Raw genomic sequence first — 20,422 nt, 5'->3', positions numbered from 1 at the left:
TGGCGCGGTCTGTCGTCAGAAGGTCGGTGCCACGTCCCGGAGCGCGAGCTCCAGCAGCGTCACCGCGCGATCCAGGTCATCGCGCGTCGCCACCAGCGGCGGCAGGATGCGCAGCGTGTGGTCGCCAGCCGAGATGATCAGCAGGCCCTTCGCGCGCGCCCGTTCGATCACCGCGCTGGCGGGCTCGGTCACGTCCACGCCCCACATGAATCCCACGCCGCGCACGGCCCGCACGCTCGAGTGTGCACTCTTGAGCGCGGCCAGCCTGGCACCGAACCACGCGCCGTCCTCACGCACGCGGAGCAGCAACGCCGGGTCGGCCAGCCGCTGGCAGACGTGCAGCGCCACATGCGTGACCAGCGGGCCGCCACCGAAGGTGGTGCCATGCTCTCCCGGCTTCAGTGCATCCGCAACGTCCGCCGTCAGCAGGATGGCGCCCATCGGCAGCCCGCCGGCCAGCGGCTTCGCCAGCGTGACGATGTCCGGCTTGATGCCGATCGGCTCGTGCGCGAGGAAGCAGCCGGTGCGGCCCAGGCCACACTGGATCTCGTCCAGGATGAGCAGGATGTTGCGCTCGCGCGTGAGCGCACGCACCGCGCGCAGGAAGTCGTGGTCCACGGGGCGCAGGCCACCCTCGCCCTGCACCGGCTCGATGATCACCGCCGCGGTCGACTCCGCGGACAGCACGGCCCGGAGGGTGTCGAGGTCCCGCTCGACGATCGTCACGCCCGGCGTGAGCGGGCGGAAGGGCATGCGGTACGCCGCACGGTCGGTGGCGGCCAGCGCGGCACCGAGCCGGCCATGAAAGCTGCCGCGCACCGACACGATGCCGTGCTTGCCCCCCTCGGCATCGATGCTGCGCCCCCACCGCCGCGCGAACTTGATCGCCCCCTCGACCGCCTCCACGCCGGAGTTGCAGAAGAACACCTTGTCCGCGAAGGTGCGCGCGGTGAGGAAGTGCGCGAGCCGCTCGGCCGGCTCGTTCGTCACGAGGTTCGACAGGTGGATCAGCCCCGTCTGCAGCGCCTCGGTGATCGCGGCATTCACGCCGGCATCGTTGTAGCCGAGCGCGTTGGTGGCGATCCCGGACATGCAGTCGAGATAGGCCGTGCCGGCATCGTCATAGAGCGTGACACCCTCGCCCCGCACGATGGTGACGGGGAATCGCTTGTAGGTGTACGCAATGCTGCTCGTCACGGGGTCGGCGCCACTGCCCTCGGACGGCACGGATGACGGGATGGCGGACGGGGCGACAGGTGTCGCAAGTGCGGCAGTCATGCGGGTACTCCGGCAAGGGTGATCACCGTTCCATGCGTGGCGTCGGTCAGCGCCAGCACCGCGCCGACCCGGACCTGCCGCACGCCACGCGCCAGCGCGCCGAGTGCGGCATCGAGCTTGGCCGCCATCCCGCCACGCGCCACGCCGCGCGCGATCAGTGCCCGCGCGGCCTCGGCGTCGAGGTGCGACTGCGGCACGCCGTCCACCAGCACGCCGGGCACGTCACTCACCAGCACGAGCTCGGCGGCGTGCAGCGCGACGGCGATCGCCGCGGCCGCGTCATCGCCATTCACGTTGAGCACCCCGCCAGCCGGTGACCCGGCGTCGCGCGCGAGCGGGGAGACCACGGGACAGAAGCCGCCCGCCAGCAGGTGTCGCAGCAGGGCATCGTCCACCACGTCGGGGGTTCCGACCTCGCCCATCGTCGCACGGGCCGTCGCGGTGGCGCGCACCATCCCCGCATCCTCGCCGGAGATGCCGACCGCCGGCACGCCGGCACCCACCATCGCCGCCACGAGCCGCTTGTTCGCGCTGCCTGAGAGCGCCATCCGCAGCAGGTCCAGGTCGGCCACTGCCGTGACGCGTCGGCCGTCGACGAAGGTCGACTCGCGGCCGAACGCCATCTGCAGCGCCGAGACCTCGTCCCCGCCTCCATGCACCACCACCATCGAGGGTGCGGCACGCCACGCGGCGGCCAGCAGCGCCGGCAGCGCCGGATCCGACTGCACTCTCCCGCCGAGCTTGAACACGCGCGTCACGACGGCAGCCCCGCCACTTCGTCGAGGCCGCAGAGCAGGTTCGCGTTCTGGATGGCCTGGCCGGCGGCGCCCTTGACGAGGTTGTCGATCGCGACGAAGACCTGCAGCATCGGCTGGCGGGTGTGTGCGAGCGGGGTGGCGTGGATGCGCGCGACGTTGCGGTGCGCCACCTCCCGGAGCCGCGGCGGTGCGCCGGCCACCTCGACGAAGGGCTCGACGGCGTAGTGCGTGCGATACAGCGCGCCCGGATCCACCAGCGGCTCGCGCAGCGTGACGGTGATCGTCGCGAGGATGCCGCGCATCACGGGGAGCAGGTGCGGCGTGAAGAGCAGGTCGGCGTCGGCGCCGAGGGCATCGAGCGTGGCGCGCATCTCGCCCAGGTGGCGGTGCGTGTTGCCGACGCCATAGGCGCGGAAGTCCTCGGCCACTTCGCCATAGAGGAGGTCCAGCTTCGGGGCGTTGCCGGCGCCGGACACGCCGCTCGCCGCATCGACGACGATGGGTGCACCGGGCACCAGCAGGTCGCGCGCGACGAGCGGGAGCAGGCCGAGGAGCGTGGCCGTCGGGTAGCACCCCGGGTTCGCCACGACCTGCGCCGTCCGGATCGCGTCGCGGTTCAGCTCGGGCAGGCCGTACGGTGCGTCGACATCGCCAAGGGCGAATGCACCCTGCCCCGGGCGGAGGTCGCTGGAGAGGTCGATGACCCTGGCGCCCGCCTGTTGCGCGGCTTCGACCCAGGTGGCGGATGCACCATGCGGCAGGGCGGAGAACACGACCGCCATCTCGGCGAGCGGGACGGTCTCGACGCCGACCATCGTCAGAGCGCGTCCGGGCAGCTGCAGCGTTTCCCCGGCCCGCGAATGTGCGGCGGCGTGGCTGAGTGCGAAGTCCGGATGCCGCTCGAGCAGCCGGCAGAGTTCCTGACCGGCATACCCGCTGGCCCCTAGCACGGCGACAGGGAGTTTATGCATATTGAATGCATATTCTTTCACTGCCCCCCCGTCAATGGCGAAGATCGCGCCGGGCGGGTGCGGCTCCCTCGGAACGCGGGTGGTGCGGCGATGGCCAACAAGCGCGAGCGACACCAGGCGATCGGGGCGATCGTCGAGTCGCGGGCGGTGCAGAGCCAGGACGAGCTGCGCCGGCTGCTCCGGGAGCGGGGGTGGGAGGTGACGCAGTCCACCCTCTCGCGCGACCTGCACGAGCTGCGGCTGGCACGCATCCCGACCGATGACGGCGTGCGCTACGCCTTCACCGACGGCGGGGTGGCCACCGAGGAGGACGACCGCGGCGCCCTCGACCACCTGCTGCCGCAGTTCTTCGACAAGGTGGACGGCACCGGCGAGCTGGTGGTGCTGCATACCATGGCCGGCGGCGCCCAGCCGGTGGCCGCCGCCATCGACAGCGAGGCCTGGCCGGACGTGCTCGGCACCATCGCCGGCGACGACACGATCCTGCTCGTCTGCCGCTCCGGCGATGCCCGCCTGCGCGTCATGCGACGCCTCAGCACCATCGCCGGCGAGCGCGGCTGACCGGGGACGAACTCGCCCTTGTGGCGGGGGTCCGTTTTTGCGAACTTATGCAGTGAAGCTGCATAAAATTTCACTTTGGAGTTCCACATGGCCCACACGATTGCACTCGCCTACTCGGGCGGTCTCGATACCTCGATCATCGTCCCGTGGCTCAAGGAGCATTACCCGGGATCGCGTGTCATCTGCGTCGCGGCCGACATCGGCCAGGACGACCTCGGCGGCGTGCGCGAGAAGGCGATCGCCTCCGGCGCCGAGGAGTGCGTGGTGGTGGACCTCAAGGAGCGCTTCGTCCGCGAGTTCATCTTCCCGATGCTCCGCGCCGGCGCCATCTACAACCGCAAGTATCTCCTCGGCACCTCCATCGCCCGCCCCCTCATCGCGCGGTCGCAGGTCGAGGTGGCGCGCCAGTTCGGCGCCGATGCCCTCGCCCATGGCTGCACCGGCAAGGGCAATGACCAGGTGCGCTTCGAGTTGAGCTACATGACCTTCGCCCCGGACCTCGAGGTGATCGCCCCGTGGCGCATCTGGGACATCCGGAGCCGCGAGGACGCCATCGCCTACGCCAAGGCGAAGAACGTGCCGATCGTCGCGACGGTCGAGAAGATCTACTCCCGCGACGCCAACCTCTTCCACCTCAGCCACGAGGGCGGTGGACTCGAGGACCCGAACTGGGAGCCGGTCGAGGACATGTTCCAGCTCACCGTGTCGCCGGAAGCGGCGCCCGACACGCCGGAGTACGTCACCATCGGCTTCGAGGCGGGCACGCCCATCAGCATCAACGGCGAGAAGCTTGGCGCCTTCGACCTGCTTTCGGCCTGCAACAGGATCGGCGCCCGCAACGGCGTTGGCCGCATCGACCTGGTCGAGGATCGCCTCGTCGGCATGAAGAGCCGTGGCGTCTACGAGACACCGGGCGGCACGCTGCTCTACGCCGCACACTCTGAGCTCGAGCAGCTGGTGCTCGACCGACGCACGCTGGCCGCCAAGGACCTGATCGCGCCGCGCTACGCCGACCTGGTGTACGAAGGCCGCTGGTGGACCACCGAGCGCGATGCCTACGACGCCTTCGTGAACGTCACGCAGGAGCGCATCACCGGCACCGTCACGCTCAAGCTGTACAAGGGCAACGTGATCGTCGCCGGCCGCCAGAGCGCCCACGCGATCTACGACGAGCGGTTCGTCACGTTCGGCGAGGACAACGTGTACCAGCAGGCCGATGCGGGCGGCTTCATCCGCCTCTACGGCCTGCCGTACCGTGTGCGCGCACTCAAGGACGCCGAGATGGGGTACGTGCCGTCGTGGGGCACGGCCGATGCGAAGGAAGCATCGCCGACCAACACGCCGACGTCCGCAGGCGCATAAGTGGCCGGCGGACCGACACACAAGCTGTGGGGGGGTCGCTTCGCCGGCGGCCCCTCCGCCATTCTGGACGCGGTGAACCGGTCGATCACGGTCGACTTCCGCCTCTGGCCGTTCGACATCCAGCTCTCGCGTGCGTGGGCCAAGGGGCTGGTGCGCGGCGACATCCTGACCGAGGACGAGGGTGCGCGCATGGACGCGGGCCTGGCCGCGGTGGCCGACGACTTCGTGGCCGGCGCGCAGCCGCTGCCGAGCGACGAGGATGTGCACACCATGGTCGACCGGCTGCTGCACACACACGTCGGTGACCTTGCCAGCAAGCTGCACACGGGCCGCAGCCGCAACGATCAGGTGGCCACCGGCACGCGCCTCTGGACACTGGACGCGATCTCGCAGCTCGACCTCGGCATCGCCGAGGTGCAGAAGGTGCTGCTGGCACACGCCGAGAAGCACCAGGCGGACCTGTTGCCCGCCTACACGCACCTGCAGCGCGCACAGCCCGTCACGCTGGCGCACTGGCTGCTGTCGCACTTCTGGCCCCTCGCGCGCGACCGCACGCGCCTCGCCCACGCGGCCGCCACGGCAAACGTGCTGCCGCTGGGCTCGGGCGCCATTGCGGGCACGGCATTCCCGGTCTCGCGCGAGCTGCTGCGCGACGAGCTGGGCTTCGCCTCGCTGTCGCCGAACAGCATCGATGCCGTCGGCGATCGCGACTTCGTCGCCGACACGCTCTATGCGCTGACGATGACGGCCACGCACCTCTCGCGCCTCGCCGAGGACCTGATCCTGTTCGGCACCAGCGAGTTCGGCTTCGTGCAGTTCGGCGATGCCTTCTCGACCGGATCGAGCATGATGCCGCAGAAGCGGAACCCCGACGCGCTCGAGCTCACGCGTGGCAGCGCGGCCCGCGTGTTCTCCGACCTCACCAGCATGGTGATGGCGCTCAAGGGGCTGCCGGGCGGCTACAACAAGGACCTGCAGGACGACAAGCGGTCGCTGTTCGATGCGGTGGACGTGATGTCGCTGGTGCTGCCAGCCGTTGCCGGTGCGGTGGACGAGCTGACGTTCCGCACGGATCGCATGAACGCTGCCGTGACCTCGGTGATGATGGCCACCGACCTGGCCGACTATCTCGTGCTGCGCGGTGTCACCTTCCGCGAATCGCACGGCGCCGTCGGCTCGCTCGTGCGACAGGCAGAAGAACGGAAGCTCGAGCTGCACGAACTGCCGTTGTCCGCGTTCAAGGCGGCGCACGCGACGTTCGGTGACGACACGCTCGACGCGCTGTCGGCGCAAGCCAGCGTCGATCGGCGATCAGTACCCGGTGGCACCGCCGTCAGTGCGGTCCGCGACCAGATCGCGTCGGCGCACGCTGCTCTGTCAGGTGCTTCGTCGGCCTCTTGAACTGCTGTGACGCAAAGAAGCTGCTGGAATGAAGAGCTGAACAGCAAGCATTTTGGGGGTGTAGCGCGGAATCTCGCGCCACACCCCCAGAATGCTTGCTGTTCTTTGCGTCCTTTGCGTTCCCTTTGCGTCTTTGCGTTCACGCAGTTGACGATGCTCGAGAAACGCAGAGGATCAGAACATGAACCCGACGCTGACCGGGATGAACTTCGCCGTGCTCCGGCCGTTGGCCACGTCGAACGAGGTGTTCTGCACCGTGTGCATGCGGGCCTCGATGAAGAGCTTCGTCACCCTCACGCCGGCGCCGTAGTTGTAGCCGAATTTCCGGCTGCTCGACGTGCCGTCGAACTTCGTGTCGTAGTAGCCGACGCCGCCGATCAGGTACGGCTTGACGGGGCCGGGCAGCAGGCCGATGACGGCGTTGATGGAGCCGCTGATCACGCGCGCATCGGTGCCGGCGGTGGCCTGCGAGAAGGCATTCGAGAAGCTGCTGCCGCCGAAGCTGTTGTACTGCAGGTCCGCCCGGATCCTGAACGGGATCAGCGGCAGGCCGGCCTGCAGGGCGATCAGGCCGTTGTAGCCCATGTCCTGCCGGTTGTTGATCGAGCCGGAAGCCGTCGTACCGCCGCCGGCGAGCCCGATCGAGAACTGCGCCTGGGCAGGCGTGGCCAGCACGGCGACGGCGAGACCAAGGCCAGCAGCGGCGAGAGTCTTTCGCAACGAGGTCATGGCAAGGGGGGAATGGGGGTGAAGCGAGCAGAACCGCTGGAAGACGACTGGCTGCGGCAGGCGATACATGACACGTCGACCCCCCGGACTCCCCCACTTGTCCACGGACCTAGAACATGATCCCGGCGGAGATCGGGATGAACTTCGCCGTGCTCCGGCTCCCGCCGACGTCGAACGTCGCGTCCTTGATCTCGTGCAGGCGCGCCTCGATGAACAGGCTGGCACCCGTCATCCCGAACTTCACGCCCGCCCCATAGTTGTAGCCGAACTTGCGCGTGGCATCCGTGCCCTTGAGCTGGGTGTCGTAGTAGCCGACGCCGCCGATCAGGTACGGCTTGACCGGACCCTGGAGGAGCGTGAAGACCCCGTTCACGGTCCCGCTGATGATCCGCGTGTCGGCGCCATCGACGGCCTGGTTCAGCGCATTGGTGAAGTTCTTGCCGCCAAAGCCGTTGTACTGCAGGTCCGCCCGGAGCTGGAGCGGGAAGGTCGGCACGCCGAGCTGCACGGTGGCGAGACCGTTGTAGCCGAGGTTCTGGCGATCGTTCAGGGAGCCGGATGGCACGGTGGCTCCGGCGGCGATCCCGAAGGCGACCTGGCCCTGGGCCGGTGACGCCGCGAGGACGAACGCAGCGCCGGCAGCAGCAGCAAATCCGCGAAGTGTGGACATGGGTTCTGGTGTATTGGGGTGAACGCACGCGCGACCGTGCGGTGATCGACGACCGGCCGCCTCGCGGGCGCACCCGGCGACGGCCATGGACCTGTTCGTCAGCTCACTCACCGGCAGCGTGAAGGACCACACGCGTGCCGGCTGGCCCCCCAGCGGTGCACTACCCGTGCCTGATGCTCCCCAGCACGGCATCAGCGGCAGCCACTCCGCCACGCGCGGCACCCTCGAGCGAGCTGGTATGCGACACCTCGGACGCCACGAACAGCCCTGGCAGGCTCGTCGCGGCGGCAACCCGGCGAGCGACGCTCCCCGGCGGCTGCGCATACTGCGAGAACGGGACACGCCATACCGCGAGAAGTTCCGCCAGTGCAGGCTCGGCTGTTCCGCTCATGCGGCTGAGATCAGCCCGGACACGGGACACCAGTGTCTCGTCATCGAGTGTCGCCGCCGCACCGAGCACGGTCGCCGCCGTCAGCGACGACCCCGAGGGCGCATACGTGGGCGCGACATTGCTGATCGTCACGGCATGGCTGACCGTCGCGTCCGGCGACGCATTCAGCCAGAGCGCCGTCCCGTCGAGCAGCGGGCGCCGTGATCCGAGGTACACCGTCGCACACCCGAGTCCTGCATCGGGCACCGGCACATGCACCTGTGCGGTGGCCGCGATCGTCGCGATCGACGGTGCCTCGCACGCGAGCACCACCCGCGCGGCCGACACGAGCTCGCCGTCCGCGAGCGCCACCCCGCGTACCGCACTCCCGTCGCGCACCAGCCGCACGACGGGGGCGTTCAGTCGCACGCTGCCCGCCGGCAACCCCGCCGCGAGCTGGCTTGCGATCGCTCCCATGCCGGCCGCGGGCACCGCCGTGCGTCCCTCGGCCAGCATCTTGAACGTGTACAGCAGCACCGAGGCCGAGGTGGCGAGCGAACGATCCAGCAGGATGCCGCCGTAGAATGGCGCGAAGAACGCGTCGATCGCCGCCCGGCTGAATCCCCGCGTGCGCAGGAACGCCCGCGTGCTCACCCGGTCGAACCGTGGCGCGAAGCACTCCTCGAACGACATCGACGTCGCGAAATAGCGCAGCCGCAGCAGCCGCAGCTTGTCACCCAGGGGGAGCGTCGCCGCCGCGAGCGTCGGCAGCAGCAGCGAAAGGTCCGCGAGCGCGTCGCCGACGAGGGCGACACCGCCTGCGCCGTCGGCGATCTGCGCCGCCGGCCGGAACTCACGCAGCGACAGCGCCGGAAGGTCGAGCGCCGACGTGAGCACCGGATACGCGGTGAACAACACCTGGAATCCGTGGTCGAGCCGGAAGCCGTCGCGCAGGGTGGTCCGCACACGCCCCCCCACCTCCGGCTCACGCTCGACGATCAACACCGGCTGGCCGGCCCGGGCAAGGGTGCGGGCGCACATCAGCCCCGCGATCCCACCCCCGATCACGAGGGTCGGGCCGGCTGACGCCATCAGCGCGGGGCGCCGGACGGCACGGGCACGGTCGGGGGCGTTGCGACCGGCGCCGCAGTCGGCGCCACAGCCGGCGCCGACTGCGGCGCCACGACACCACCGGACGCCGGCGGCGGCGCCCCGATCACCGAGACGTCGGTCACGAAGTACTCGGTCTCGCCGAAGCACTGCGTCGGCACACCCTTGTGCTGCTCGTAGGTGAGCTTCACCTGCTTGCCGAGCGAGCTGTTGATCGTCTCGGCGACCTTGTCGTCACGCACGGTGAAGCGGAAGATCTCCGGCATCACGTTCGGGCCGTTGGCGAGGGCGAGCTCGCCCTCCCAGGTCTTGCAGACCCAGCCCTTGTTGGAAAGCTTCTGCACGAAGCCCGCGCGTTCGCCGCTGGCGTACGAGAAGTTGAGCGCGATCGTCACCCACAGCGCGAAGGCCGCGAGTGGCAGCACGACGAGGAAGAGCACGGCCGTGATCTTCCAGCGTCCCTTGCCCTTGGGCCTGGGTGCCTGGGCGAGCGGGCCGCCGGTGTCGATGGAAGGGCTTGTATGGGTGCGGTCTGGCGCGTCGGCCATGGGTCGTCTCTTGGTCGCAGTGGGTAGGACGCTGGCAGAGGCAATGTCGGCGAATTCGCACCGCCGCCACAACCCCGCCGGGCGAGTCGACCTCGATCCCGCCTGACCTGATACGGACCCGGGGGGACGATAGATTCCGGGAGGCCGCCCCCCGTCGAATCCCCGAATCACCGTTCCGTGAGCATTCCCTCCGTGTTCCGTCCCCGCCGCCAGACCGTGACGGCGCTCGTCGGCGCCGTCCCCGTCGGCAGCAGCCATCCGGTGGTGGTGCAGTCGATGACGAACACCGACACCGCCGACGTGGCCGGCACGGTGGCGCAGGTGGCGTCTCTGGCACGCGCCGGTTCGCAGATCGTCCGGGTGACCGTGAACAACGAGGAGGCCGCGGCGGCGCTCCCGGCGATCGTCGATCGCCTCGCCGATCAGGGCGTCACGGTGCCGATCGTGGGGGACTTCCACTACAACGGGCACCAACTGCTCGCGAAGTACCCGGGCTGCGCGCGGGCGCTGGCCAAGTACCGGATCAACCCCGGGAACGTGGGCGGCAAGCGGCGGGACGAGAACTTCCGCTCGATCGTCCAGATCGCCGTCGACAACGGCAAGCCGGTTCGCATCGGCGTGAACTGGGGCTCGCTCGACCAGGACCTGCTCACGACGATGATGGACGAGAACGCCGCGTCAGGCTATCCGTGCACGGCGCACGACGTCTACGTCGAGGCCATGCTGGCCAGCGCCCTCCGCTCCGCCGAGATGGCGGAGGAGGTGGGGCTGCCGCACGACCACATCCTGATCTCGGCCAAGGTCTCGCTGGTCCCCGACCTGGTGGATGTGTACCGCAAGCTGGCCGCACGCTGCGACTACCCGCTGCATCTCGGGCTGACGGAGGCCGGACTCGGCATGAAGGGCATGGTGGCCAGCGCCGCCGGCCTGTCGCTGCTGCTGGCCGACGGCATCGGCGACACGATCCGCGTGTCGCTCACGCCGAAGCCGGGCGGGGATCGCGCCGAGGAGGTGCATGTGGCGCAGCAGATCCTCCAGTCGCTCGGGCTGCGCAGTTTTGCGCCGCAGGTCACCGCCTGTCCCGGCTGCGGCCGCACCACGTCCACGTTCTTCCAGAGCATGGCCGAGGACATCCAGCACTACCTGCGCGAGCAGATGCCGGTGTGGCGTGACCGGCATCCCGGCGTGGAGGAGATGCGCGTGGCGGTGATGGGATGCGTGGTGAACGGGCCGGGTGAGTCGAAGCACGCCAACATCGGCATCTCGCTCCCGGGCACGTTCGAGGAGCCGAAGGCGCCGGTGTACGTCGACGGCGCGCTGCGCATCACCCTGAAGGGCGACCGGATCGTGCCGGAGTTCCTCGCCATCCTCGAGGACTACGTGGCGCGCACCTACCCGGCAGCCACCGCCGGCGCGGGCACCTGAGCTAGGCGGGGGCGTCGCCGGCCGGTGCCACCTCGAGCGCCGCGACCATCGTCGAGAGCTCGTCCATGATCGGTGCGGAGAAGCCGACCGCACGCAGCCGGTCGGCCACGGCGCGGTACCACTGCAGCGTGCCCTCGCGCCCCGAGCCGCCGCGACCCCACACCGTCGCCGGCTCGATCGTGCGCCGCAGGTCGGCGAGGATCGTGCCGGCGTTGTGCAGCGTGTGTGCCGCGCAGACCACGCGGGCGGGCTCGGATGCGGACGCGAGGCGCAGCAGGTAGTCGTCGCGCACGTCATCCTTGCTCATCTCGATGCCGTCATCGTCCACGCGGCGCCGCGTGACGGAGAGCACCACCGTCAGCACGTCCTCGCCGAACTTGCTCCCGATCCGGTCGGAGAGGTCGGTGCGCGTGAGCCCGTCGCGCACGCTGTCCTCGATGGCGTCATGCAGCACCCCGGCCACCACGACGCTCTCGTCGCACCGGTAGTGCGTCAGGATCACGGCCACGTTCGCGGCATGCGTGACGTACGGCATGCGCAGCCCCTTTCGCACCTGCGTGTCATGATGCTTCGCCGCGAACGCGAGCGCGTGGTTGATGCGGTCGGAGTATCCGCGCATGAAGGGCCGGTGACCTGGATCAGGGATCGAGCGACGCGATCCCGGAAGGTAGTGGATTGGAAATGAAGTTGGGATAGCATGACGGGCGTCGTGGCGCCCAGCCGCCAAGGCGGAAACCGCAGCAATACCAGCGGTGTTGCGAGGATTTCCAACGTCGGCGGGTGGGATGTCACGGCGGCCGACTGCATCCCGAACTTCGTTTCCGGTCCACGAGCGCCGCGTCCCGACCGGCACATGCCGGTGCGCGCACGCCGCTCAGCGGGCCTGCGACAGGAGCGCGGCGAGCCGCATGTCGAGCAGCAGCAGCGCTGCCCCCTGGATGGCCACACCGAGTCCCGCGCCGACCAGGCCGCGCGATTTCGCGAGGCGCCAGCCGCACCAGCCGAGCGTGATGCCGACCGCGACGTACCCGACATCCAGGCCACAGTTCAGCCAGACGAACCGATCGAGCCCGGTGACGCCGTCGTAGTCGCGCAGTGCGAGCCGCGGCCGCGCAGCGAGCGCGAGCACGCAGTCGATCGCACCCCACGCTGCGGTCTGGATCGCGAAGTGGCGCAGCAGCGGCGTGTCGATGCGGCGGGCGCGCAGGAAGAGCCAGCAGCCGATGCCGGTCAGGAGGCTGGCACCTCCCCACAGCAGCAGCCGAGCGAGGTGTGCGCGCTCGAAGGCGAGCACCTGGTCAGCCCACATCGGTCACTCGTGCCTCACCGGGCGGCGGCAATGACGGGGGGCCGGGTGTGCTGCCGGGCCTTGTCGAGCGCGAAGGTGACGGGATCGGTGTCCTCGATCTCGGGGGCCCAGCTCACCACCCCCAGCGCCTGCGTGCCGCGGGTGCGGTGAATCTCGGCGCGCGCCCGCTCGAGCCAGGCGGTCGGCGTGCTCCCCGTCCGCACCACCAGGATGACCTGGGCATCGCCCTCGCCGGACACGAGCGCCGGCCGCACGTCGTCGAGCGACCCGGAGCGGATCGTGATGGCATCGTCGGGGAGCGCGTCGCGCACGAACTCACCCGTCCACGCCATGCCTTCGTCGCGCTGCGGATAGACGAGCACCGACTGCGCATTGATCGGCGTGGGCCGACCGGCGCGCGCGCGCGGGGTCACACGCTGGAGCGCCCGGTCATCGACCAGCGGCGCCGAGACCACGCGGACACTGCGACCCTCGTACACCAGCCGCTCGGCCACCCGCGCCGCCGTTCGCGTGGCCAGCATCGCGTCGTCGCCGGCGATGATCAGGGTGCGCGTACGGAGCAACGCATCCTGGAGGTCGAAGGCGAGCTGGCTGAAGGCGCTGGTGAGGGCATCGGGGGTGACCGCATCGGTGGCGCGGATGCTGAGCAGCACCGGCACCCGGGCCTGCGTCGTGATCTCGAGGTCGTCCGACAGCCGCGGCGCGCGCAACTCGAGCAGCAGCGTCACGAGCAGGGCCAGGCCGATCGCAGCCGCTGCGCTGGCCGCGAGCATCGCGAGCGGAGGCGCGAGTGCATCCACGCGGCGCTGTGCCCGCACCCGCGCGGCCGTGCGCTGGAGCACCTCCGCCCGGCGCGCCGAAAGCAGCGACTCGATCGAGTCCGCCACGCGGGCCGCCTCGTTGCGCCGCGCGACGGCGGTGGCGTGGCGCGCGGAATCGCCTGAGAAGCGTCGCGCCAGTTCCACGGCGCTCGGTCCGGTGCGGGCCACCGAAACCGCGACCGCCCCGCGCATCAGCGCCGCGATGCGCGTGCTGGCGATGCGCTCGATCGCGCGGCCGTGGGCCGTCACGCGACTCGACAGCTCGAGGTAGATCGGGTCGACACCGCCGATCGCGTCGTAGTCGTTGCGGGAGCGCTCGGCGTCGGCGAGGGAATCGGCGAGTGCGCGCACCTGCGGGTCCTCCTGCAGCATCGGATCCGCCGCGAGGGCGCGCCAGGATGCCGCCAGCGGGGCGTTCTGCGCACGCTCGAGGCGCGCCGTGAGTGCGGCAACGGCAAGGCGGATGGAATCCGGCACCACGCGCACTCCCGCGGCCGCCGAGTCCCGCTGCGGTGACGTGCCCGCCAGTCCGCCCGCGGTGTCGGCCCGGCCACGGTCGGCGGCGGCGCTGTCGACCGGTGCCGTGCTGCCGGTGGCCGGCGCGGATGGCACCACGATCCGGCGCGCCGGTGCCGCCTCGGCGAGGATACTGTCGGCGCGGAACTGCAGCCGTCGCATGCTCGTGGCCTGCCGCGCGAGGTCGAGTGTGTCGACCGGCGCCGGCACCCGCTGGAGCGCATCACGCTCGGCGCGCGTGAACCAGAGCAGCAGCCCGAATGCGAGCGTGAAGGTCACGCCACCGACGCCGACCAGCACACCGCTGCGGTGCACCAGGTTGCGCGCGCGCGCGGCCATCCAGCGGCCGCGTGACGTGCGCGGCGAGGCATCGGTGGAGTGGTGGATCACGACTGAAGTCTAGGGACGTACCGGACGAGTGGGACAGGGCGCGCAATGCGGCGCCGGTGGTGTCGGACGCCCCCGGAGGCGGCGTCCCGGGTCGTGAACGACAGCGCGGCGCCCGGTGACACCGGGCGCCGCGCTGGATCCTGCGGGACGGTCCGGACTTACTGGACCGTGATCTTCATGATCATGTTCATCGCCTGATGCGGCGTGCAGATGGCCGTGTACGTGCCCGGCGCAACGCCGCCGAACGACATCGTCCACGTCTCACCATCGGTCACCAGCATCTTTCCGGTGAGTTCGCCCGTGCTCTCCGGCATGTTGGCCGTCAGCTGCGCCGCCGAGGCGCCGGCGGTGGCCGGGTCGATCGCCACGTTGTGGGGCCCACCCTTCACGTCCACGAACTTGATGCCGTCGCCAGCCTTGACCGTGATCTCGGCGGGCTCGAAGCGATAGCCCTTCTCGTCGCCGATCATGTTGACCGTGTGCGTCGTGCCCGTGATCGGGCTCGCAGCGACTGCACCGGCGGCGGCAGGTGCCGCCGCGGCCGGGGCGGCCGCGGCTTCCGGAGCCGGCGCCGCCGCAGCAGCGGTGTCGGCCGCCTTCTTCTCACCACCACCACATGCGGCAAGTGCAAAGGCACTCGTTGCAACAGCCAGAACCTTGAACTGCATTGGAATGACTCCTCGAAACCGGTGAATTTCTGGGACGGCGAACGCGATTTCCAGAGCCGCCCTCCGCAGTTTCGCAAACGAGACGCCGCCTCGAAACTGCGGGAAGCATAGACCACACTGCGCCGGGGGCAAGCCCCGTGACCCGCGGGTGGGCGGTCAGGAGATGCACCATCGCGCTGACTGAACACACGGCCGCTTCCCGGACGTTCCCTGGCTGCCGTGATTGACCCCGCTCCCGGGCGCCGCTACTCTTCGCGCCATGTCCCGATCCGCCAGCCTGCACCACCACCACCATCATGGTCGCCGCCCGACGGGCGTCGTCCGGGTGTGGTGCTTCGCGTAGGTCTCACGCGCTGGCACGTACATCGCGGCGGCCCGTCCGGAGTCTGGACGGGCCGCCGCTGTTTTTGTCCCCACCCACCGCAACACCGCATGCTGCGCATCGCCCTGCCGAACAAAGGCCGCCTCTCCGAGGACGCCAGAGAGCTCTTCACCGACGCCGGACTCGAGGTTCGAGGCAAGGGGGAGCGCGCGCTCACCGCGTCCCTCGGTGGTGAGTTCGAGGCCATCTTCGTGCGAGCCGCTGACATACCAGAATTCGTCGCCGACGGCGCCGCGCAGGCCGGCATCACCGGCATCGACCTCGTGCGGGAGTCGGGACGGCAGGTCGAGCAGCTCCTCGACCTCGAATTCGGACGCTGCCGCCTCGTGGTCGCAGTCCGCGAGGACAGCCGGCTCCGGTCCATCGACGACCTCCACGACCGGCCCCGCGTCGCCACGGTCTTCCCGCGCATCACGGCGGACTACTTCGCCGCGCGCGGCATCCCGGTCGACATCGTCCCGGTCTCCGGCGCGGCCGAGATCGCGCCGCACCTCGGCATCGCCGACATCGTCGTCGACCTGACCTCCACCGGCTCGACGCTCAAGGTCAACGGCCTCACGGAGATCGCGACCGTCCTGGAGTCGTCGGCGCGGCTGATCACCATCGTCCCGCCGGGCGACCCCGCCCGCGTCGTGCTCGACGAGCTGGTGGACGCGCTGGCCTCGGTCCTGCGGGCCCGCAGCCGCCGCTACCTGATGGCGAACGTGCCGCGCGTGCGGCTCGACGAGGTCCGGACGATCCTCCCCGGCATCAACGGACCGACGGTCATCGACATCATGGACCATGGCGAGATGGTCGCCGTCCACGCGGTCGTCCCCGCCGCCACCATCTACCGCACCATCGGCCAGCTCAAGCAACTGGGGTGCACCGGGATCCTCGTGACGCGCATCGAGCGCCTGATGCCATGACCCCACCGCGATTCCGCTTCTCCGGCCCGGTGTCCGCCCTGAGCTCCGCTGACCGGCGCGCGCTGTTCGATCGCTCGACCTCCGCCGACCAGGGCATCCGGACCGGCACGGCCACCATCATCGCCCAGGTGCAGCGGGAGGGAGACGATGCCCTGCGGGCACTGGCGGCCCGATTCGACGGCGCCACGCTGTCGGCGCTCGAGGTGCCCCGCGCCGAGTGGGACCGGGCGCGCGATGCCATGCAGCCGGCGCTCCGCGCCGCCATCGAGCGCACGGTGCGCAATGTCCGCGCGGCGCACCGCGCGTTTCTTCCCACCGCCGTCGAGGTCGAGACGGAGCCCGGTGTCGTGATCGGCCGCCGTCCCGATCCCTTGCGCCGTGTGGGCGTGTACGCGCCGGGCGGACGGGCCGCCTATCCCAGTTCGCTGGTCATGGGCGTCGTGCCAGCCAAGGTCGCCGGTGTGCGCGACGTCATCGTCTGCTCGCCCCCGTCGGCCACCGGGCTCCCGACCGACGTGGTGCTGGCCGCGGCTGCCATCGCCGGTGCCGACCGTCTCTTCGCCGTCGGCGGTGCCGGTGCCGTCGCGGCCATGGCCTATGGCACCGCCACCGTGCCACGCGTCGACCGCATCGTCGGTCCGGGCAACGCATGGGTGGCCGAGGCGAAGCTGCAGTGCGCCGGTGCCGTGGCGATCGATTCACCGGCCGGGCCAAGTGAGCTGCTGGTCATCGCCGACGAGTCGAGCGACATGGACGCGGTCGCGCTCGAGATGCTCGCGCAGGCGGAACACGACCCGCGCGCCGCGGTGGTCTGCGTCACCATCGGCGAGGGCGCCACCGCGGCCCTGCTGGCAGCCCTCGACGCCCGCTGCCCGGTGGCCGGCCGCGACGGCATCGTGCAGGAGGCCTTCGCGCAGGCTGGCGGCGTGCTGCAGGCCGGGACGCTCGAGGACGCGATCACCTTCGCGAACGAGTGGGCAGCGGAACACCTGCTGCTCGCGGTGCACGCCGCGTCTCGAGACGCCGCCTTCGCCGCCCTCCGCGGCGCCGGCGCCGTGTTCATCGGCGAGAGCGCCAGCGTGGCGTTCGGCGACTACATGACGGGGGCGAACCACGTGCTTCCCACCGGTGGCCTGTCGCGGTGTTATTCCGGCCTCTCGACCCTGGACTTCATCCGCTGGACTTCCTGGCAGCGCGTCACCCCCGACGCCGCCGCCGCCCTTGCCGACGATGTCGCACGTTTCGCCGACAGCGAAGGCCTGCCGAATCACGCCGCCGCCGCGCGGCAGTGGAGCCCGACCCCATGACCGTGCCGACCGCGGACCGCCTCTCCATCGCGCGGGCCTGCTACGACGACCTCACGCTCTACGACCCCCGACGCGCGCCCGTCGACCTCGACCTGACGGACAACACGAACCTCTGGGGCGTGCCGCCGGCGGCGGCCCGCGCGATCCGCGACTGCAGTGCCGCGACGATCACCCGGTACCCGTCGCTCTACTGCGCGGACCTGAAGGCGGCGATCGCGGCACACGCCGGCGTCACCGCGGACATGGTCGTCACCGGTTGCGGCTCGGACGACATCCTCGACGCGTCGCTGCGGGCGTTCGGCGATGCCGGCGACCTGGTCGCCGCGCCCGACCCGACATTCGCGATGGTGCCGATCCTCGCGCGGATGAATGCGCTGCGCTCCGTGCTCCTCACCGAGCTGCCGGATCATGAGGCGGACGCCGACGCGCTGCTGGCCACCGGCGCGAAGATCATCTACCTCTGCTCACCGAACAACCCGACGGGGGCACTGGTCGCGCGGCGCACCCTCGAGACGCTGGTCGACAACGCGCCGGGCCTGCTGGTCATCGATGAGGCCTACGTGGAGTTCGCGGGTGTCTCGAACGTGGACCTGCTGCAGCGGTCCCCACGCGTGCTGCTCGTGCGCACGATGTCGAAGGCCTTCGGGCTGGCGGGGTTGCGCGTGGGCTACGCACTCGGGCACCCGTCGCTCGTGCGCGAGGTGGAGAAGGCACGGGGGCCGTACAAGGTGAGCGCGCTCGCCGAGCGGGTCGCGGCCACCGCGCTGCGCGATGACGTGCAGTGGGTGCTGGAGCACATCCAGCTCGCCGTCGAGAACCGCGATCGCCTGACGATCGAGTTGCTCAAGCTCGGCCTCGACCCGATCCCCTCCAGCGCGAACTTCGTGTGCGTGCCGGTGCCGGACGCGGTCGCCACCAGCGTTGCGATGCGCGAGCGCGGCGTGGGAGTCCGGCCGTTCCCGTACCTGCCTCGCGTGGGCGACTGCCTGCGCATCTCCGTCGGGCCGTGGCCGCTGGTGGCACAGGCGGTGAAGGTGCTCGGCACGGTGCTGCGCAGGCGGAAGCCCGGCAGGACGGCGTGAGGCTCAGCGTCTTCGACTACGGCGCCGGCAACCTGCACTCGCTGCTCAAGGCGGTCGAGCGCCCCGGTGTCGAGGTTCACGTGGAGACGGATCCGTCCCGGGCGGTGCAGGCGGACGCGATGGTGCTGCCCGGGGTGGGCGCCTTTCCGGCGGCCACCGGCGCGCTGGGCACGACCGGGCGCGAGTGCCTGCGCGATGCGATCCTCGGCGGCCTCCCGACGCTCGGGATCTGCCTGGGGATGCAGGTGCTCCTCGACGCCAGCGAGGAAGGGGGCGGGGCGGGACTCGGCGTGGTGGCCGGGCGGGTCACGCGGCTGGCCGCCCGTCGGGTGCCGCAGATCGGGTGGAACCAGCTCGAGCTCGGCCCCGCCCGCGACCCGCTGCTCGACGCCTCCGAGCTGCGCACCGCATACTTCGCGAACAGCTATGCCTGCCGGCCGCTCGACGACACGACGGTCGTGGCGTGGAGCACGCACGAAGATGACCGCTTTCCCGCCATGATCCGCGTCGGCCGATGCACTGGCGTGCAGTTCCATCCCGAAAAGAGCAGCAGCGCGGGCGTCAGCTTCGTGCACGCGTGGCTGCGCGAGGTGCTGTCATGATCGCCATTCCCGCCATCGACCTCCGCGACGGCGCCTGCGTGCAGCTGGTGGGCGGTGAGTACACGGCCGAACGCATCCGGCTGCCCGACCCGCTCGCGGTGGCACTCGACTGGGAGGCGAAGGGCTTCCAGGCCCTGCACGTGGTCGACCTCGATGCCGCCACCGGCCGTGGCAGCAACCGGCGGCTCATCGAGCGCCTGCTCGACCGCACCGACCTCACGGTGCAGGTGGGCGGCGGCGTGCGGGATCGTGACGACATCACCTGGCTCATCGACGCCGGTGCCACCTACGTCGTGGTCGGCACGCGCGCCCTCGAGGACGAGGCGTGGCTGGCGGAGATGGCCGACGACTTTCCGGACCAGCTGATCGTCGCCGCCGACGTGCGCGACCGGACGATCGTGACCCGCGGCTGGGCGAAGACGCTCCACGTCGACATCGCGGAGGCGATGGAACGCCTGTCGTCGCTGCCCCTGGCGGGGGTGCTGGTGACCGCGGTCCACAAGGAAGGGCTGCTGCAGGGCGCCGACCTGGCGCTGATGGAATCGGTCACCGAGTCCACGGCGCTGCCCGTGATCGCCAGCGGCGGCATCACCACCGACACCGACCTGCGCCTCCTCGACGACTGCGGCGTGGCCGCGGCCGTGCTGGGCATGGCGCTCTACACCGGCGCACTCGACGCACGCGCCATTGCCGGGGAGTTCTGCGCATGAGCACCGTGGTCCGCGAGACGAGGGAAACCCAGGTCCGCGCCGTGGTCACGCGCGGCGGCACGGGGCTGGCCACGGTGGACACGACGCGCCCGTTCCTCGACCACATGCTGGTCACCTTCGCGCGGTACAGCGGCCTCGATGTCGAGGTGCATGCGCGCGGCGACCTACCCCACCACCTCATCGAGGACGTCGCCATCTGCATCGGCGCCGCGGTCGCGGCCGAGCTGCCGCCGACGGCGGCGCGGTACGCGGATCGCACGATCCCGATGGACGATGCGCTGGTGCAGTGCGCGCTGGACCTCGGCGGACGGCCGTATTATCGCGGCCGGCTGCCGGTCGGCATCTGGGAGCACTGGATGCGCTCCTTTGCCGACAACGCGAAGGCCACGCTGCATCTGCGCGTCCTGCGGGGCACCGACACACACCACATCGTCGAGGCGGCGTTCAAGGCGCTGGGACTGGCGGTGCGCGACGCGTTCGTGGAATCGGGGGCGGTGTTCAGCACCAAGGGGAGCGTGGCGCTGCAGGTGTCCGAGTGACGTCC

General features: G+C 70.5%; 21 protein-coding genes. 10 read left to right on the top strand and 11 right to left on the bottom strand.

From position 1 onward, the window contains the following. Nucleotides 1-15: 15 nt before the first annotated feature. Genes IT355_04890 through IT355_04880 form a run of 3 tightly spaced genes read right to left on the bottom strand, consistent with a single transcriptional unit; the run spans nt 16 to nt 3,007 of the window. Nucleotides 16-1,278, bottom strand: coding sequence for an acetylornithine transaminase (locus tag IT355_04890; GenBank protein MCC7052580.1), 1,263 nt, complete (start codon nt 1,276-1,278; stop codon nt 16-18). Then, complete coding sequence (gene argB / locus IT355_04885) at nt 1,275-2,036, bottom strand: acetylglutamate kinase (GenBank protein ID MCC7052579.1); 762 nt, start codon at nt 2,034-2,036, stop codon at nt 1,275-1,277. The genes IT355_04890 and argB overlap by 4 nt, the downstream gene beginning before the upstream one ends. Next, nucleotides 2,033-3,007: an N-acetyl-gamma-glutamyl-phosphate reductase gene (locus IT355_04880; GenBank protein MCC7052578.1), complete on the bottom strand. Its 975-nt coding sequence runs from the start codon at nt 3,005-3,007 to the stop codon at nt 2,033-2,035. Before IT355_04880 ends, argB begins: the two co-directional genes overlap by 4 nt. 90 nt (nt 3,008-3,097) lie before the next feature. On the opposite strand from IT355_04880, the gene argR reads away from it, so the two are divergent. The 3 genes from argR to argH all read left to right on the top strand — a co-directional run bounded on the left by argR (nt 3,098) and on the right by argH (nt 6,331). Beyond that, entirely contained in the window at nt 3,098-3,568 is a 471-nt protein-coding gene (argR, locus tag IT355_04875) for an arginine repressor (GenBank protein ID MCC7052577.1), read from the top strand. A gap of 87 nt (nt 3,569-3,655) precedes the next feature. Further along, nucleotides 3,656-4,930 (top strand): argininosuccinate synthase, encoded by a 1,275-nt coding sequence (locus tag IT355_04870; protein ID MCC7052576.1) that lies wholly within the window; start codon nt 3,656-3,658, stop codon nt 4,928-4,930. After that, complete coding sequence (gene argH / locus IT355_04865) at nt 4,931-6,331, top strand: argininosuccinate lyase (GenBank protein ID MCC7052575.1); 1,401 nt, start codon at nt 4,931-4,933, stop codon at nt 6,329-6,331. A 174-nt stretch (nt 6,332-6,505) separates the two neighbouring features. On the opposite strand, the gene IT355_04860 is transcribed toward argH, so the two are convergent. From IT355_04860 to IT355_04845, 4 genes are all read right to left on the bottom strand, one after another. Then, nucleotides 6,506-7,060, bottom strand: coding sequence for an outer membrane beta-barrel protein (locus IT355_04860; protein MCC7052574.1), 555 nt, complete (start codon nt 7,058-7,060; stop codon nt 6,506-6,508). 109 nt (nt 7,061-7,169) lie between these two features. Then, entirely contained in the window at nt 7,170-7,730 is a 561-nt protein-coding gene (locus IT355_04855; protein MCC7052573.1) for an outer membrane beta-barrel protein, read from the bottom strand. 160 nt (nt 7,731-7,890) lie between these two features. Then, a complete protein-coding gene (locus tag IT355_04850; GenBank protein ID MCC7052572.1) occupies nt 7,891-9,192 on the bottom strand; it encodes an FAD-dependent oxidoreductase in 1,302 nt (433 codons plus the stop codon). Beyond that, nucleotides 9,192-9,758, bottom strand: coding sequence for a hypothetical protein (locus IT355_04845; protein MCC7052571.1), 567 nt, complete (start codon nt 9,756-9,758; stop codon nt 9,192-9,194). The genes IT355_04850 and IT355_04845 overlap by 1 nt, the downstream gene beginning before the upstream one ends. A gap of 177 nt (nt 9,759-9,935) precedes the next feature. Here IT355_04845 and ispG point away from each other — a divergent pair, with 177 nt between their 5' ends. Beyond that, entirely contained in the window at nt 9,936-11,183 is a 1,248-nt protein-coding gene (ispG, locus tag IT355_04840) for a flavodoxin-dependent (E)-4-hydroxy-3-methylbut-2-enyl-diphosphate synthase (protein ID MCC7052570.1), read from the top strand. Nucleotide 11,184: 1 nt separating this feature from the next. Here ispG and IT355_04835 read toward each other — a convergent pair whose 3' ends face one another. The 4 genes from IT355_04835 to IT355_04820 all read right to left on the bottom strand — a co-directional run bounded on the left by IT355_04835 (nt 11,185) and on the right by IT355_04820 (nt 14,887). Beyond that, nucleotides 11,185-11,802, bottom strand: a complete 618-nt coding sequence (locus IT355_04835; GenBank protein ID MCC7052569.1) for a bifunctional (p)ppGpp synthetase/guanosine-3',5'-bis(diphosphate) 3'-pyrophosphohydrolase — start codon at nt 11,800-11,802, stop codon at nt 11,185-11,187. Between the two features lie 255 nt (nt 11,803-12,057). Beyond that, on the bottom strand, nt 12,058-12,492 hold the full coding sequence (locus IT355_04830; GenBank protein MCC7052568.1) for a hypothetical protein: 435 nt from the start codon (nt 12,490-12,492) through the stop codon (nt 12,058-12,060). A gap of 14 nt (nt 12,493-12,506) precedes the next feature. Further along, the gene (locus tag IT355_04825) at nt 12,507-14,219 is read right to left on the bottom strand and encodes a hypothetical protein (protein ID MCC7052567.1); all 1,713 of its coding nucleotides are present in this window, start codon (nt 14,217-14,219) and stop codon (nt 12,507-12,509) included. 158 nt (nt 14,220-14,377) lie between these two features. Beyond that, on the bottom strand, nt 14,378-14,887 hold the full coding sequence (locus IT355_04820; protein MCC7052566.1) for a hypothetical protein: 510 nt from the start codon (nt 14,885-14,887) through the stop codon (nt 14,378-14,380). Between the two features lie 432 nt (nt 14,888-15,319). Between IT355_04820 and IT355_04815 the strand changes: the two genes are divergently transcribed. Genes IT355_04815 through IT355_04790 form a run of 6 tightly spaced genes read left to right on the top strand, consistent with a single transcriptional unit; the run spans nt 15,320 to nt 20,417 of the window. Next, nucleotides 15,320-16,177, top strand: coding sequence for an ATP phosphoribosyltransferase (locus tag IT355_04815; protein MCC7052565.1), 858 nt, complete (start codon nt 15,320-15,322; stop codon nt 16,175-16,177). After that, the gene (gene hisD, locus IT355_04810) at nt 16,174-17,484 is read left to right on the top strand and encodes a histidinol dehydrogenase (protein ID MCC7052564.1); all 1,311 of its coding nucleotides are present in this window, start codon (nt 16,174-16,176) and stop codon (nt 17,482-17,484) included. Before IT355_04815 ends, hisD begins: the two co-directional genes overlap by 4 nt. Further along, a complete protein-coding gene (locus IT355_04805) occupies nt 17,481-18,566 on the top strand; it encodes a histidinol-phosphate aminotransferase family protein (GenBank protein MCC7052563.1) in 1,086 nt (361 codons plus the stop codon). The genes hisD and IT355_04805 overlap by 4 nt, the downstream gene beginning before the upstream one ends. Continuing rightward, nucleotides 18,563-19,168 (top strand): imidazole glycerol phosphate synthase subunit HisH, encoded by a 606-nt coding sequence (gene hisH, locus IT355_04800; protein MCC7052562.1) that lies wholly within the window; start codon nt 18,563-18,565, stop codon nt 19,166-19,168. The genes IT355_04805 and hisH overlap by 4 nt, the downstream gene beginning before the upstream one ends. Next, nucleotides 19,165-19,878, top strand: a complete 714-nt coding sequence (locus IT355_04795; GenBank protein MCC7052561.1) for a 1-(5-phosphoribosyl)-5-[(5-phosphoribosylamino)methylideneamino] imidazole-4-carboxamide isomerase — start codon at nt 19,165-19,167, stop codon at nt 19,876-19,878. The genes hisH and IT355_04795 overlap by 4 nt, the downstream gene beginning before the upstream one ends. Continuing rightward, entirely contained in the window at nt 19,875-20,417 is a 543-nt protein-coding gene (locus IT355_04790) for an imidazoleglycerol-phosphate dehydratase (protein ID MCC7052560.1), read from the top strand. Before IT355_04795 ends, IT355_04790 begins: the two co-directional genes overlap by 4 nt. Nucleotides 20,418-20,422: the final 5 nt, after the last annotated feature.

It is taken from the genome of Gemmatimonadaceae bacterium (assembly GCA_020851035.1).
GTDB lineage: Bacteria > Gemmatimonadota > Gemmatimonadetes > Gemmatimonadales > Gemmatimonadaceae > JACMLX01.
This window is presented reverse-complemented; position numbering and strand designations above follow the sequence as displayed.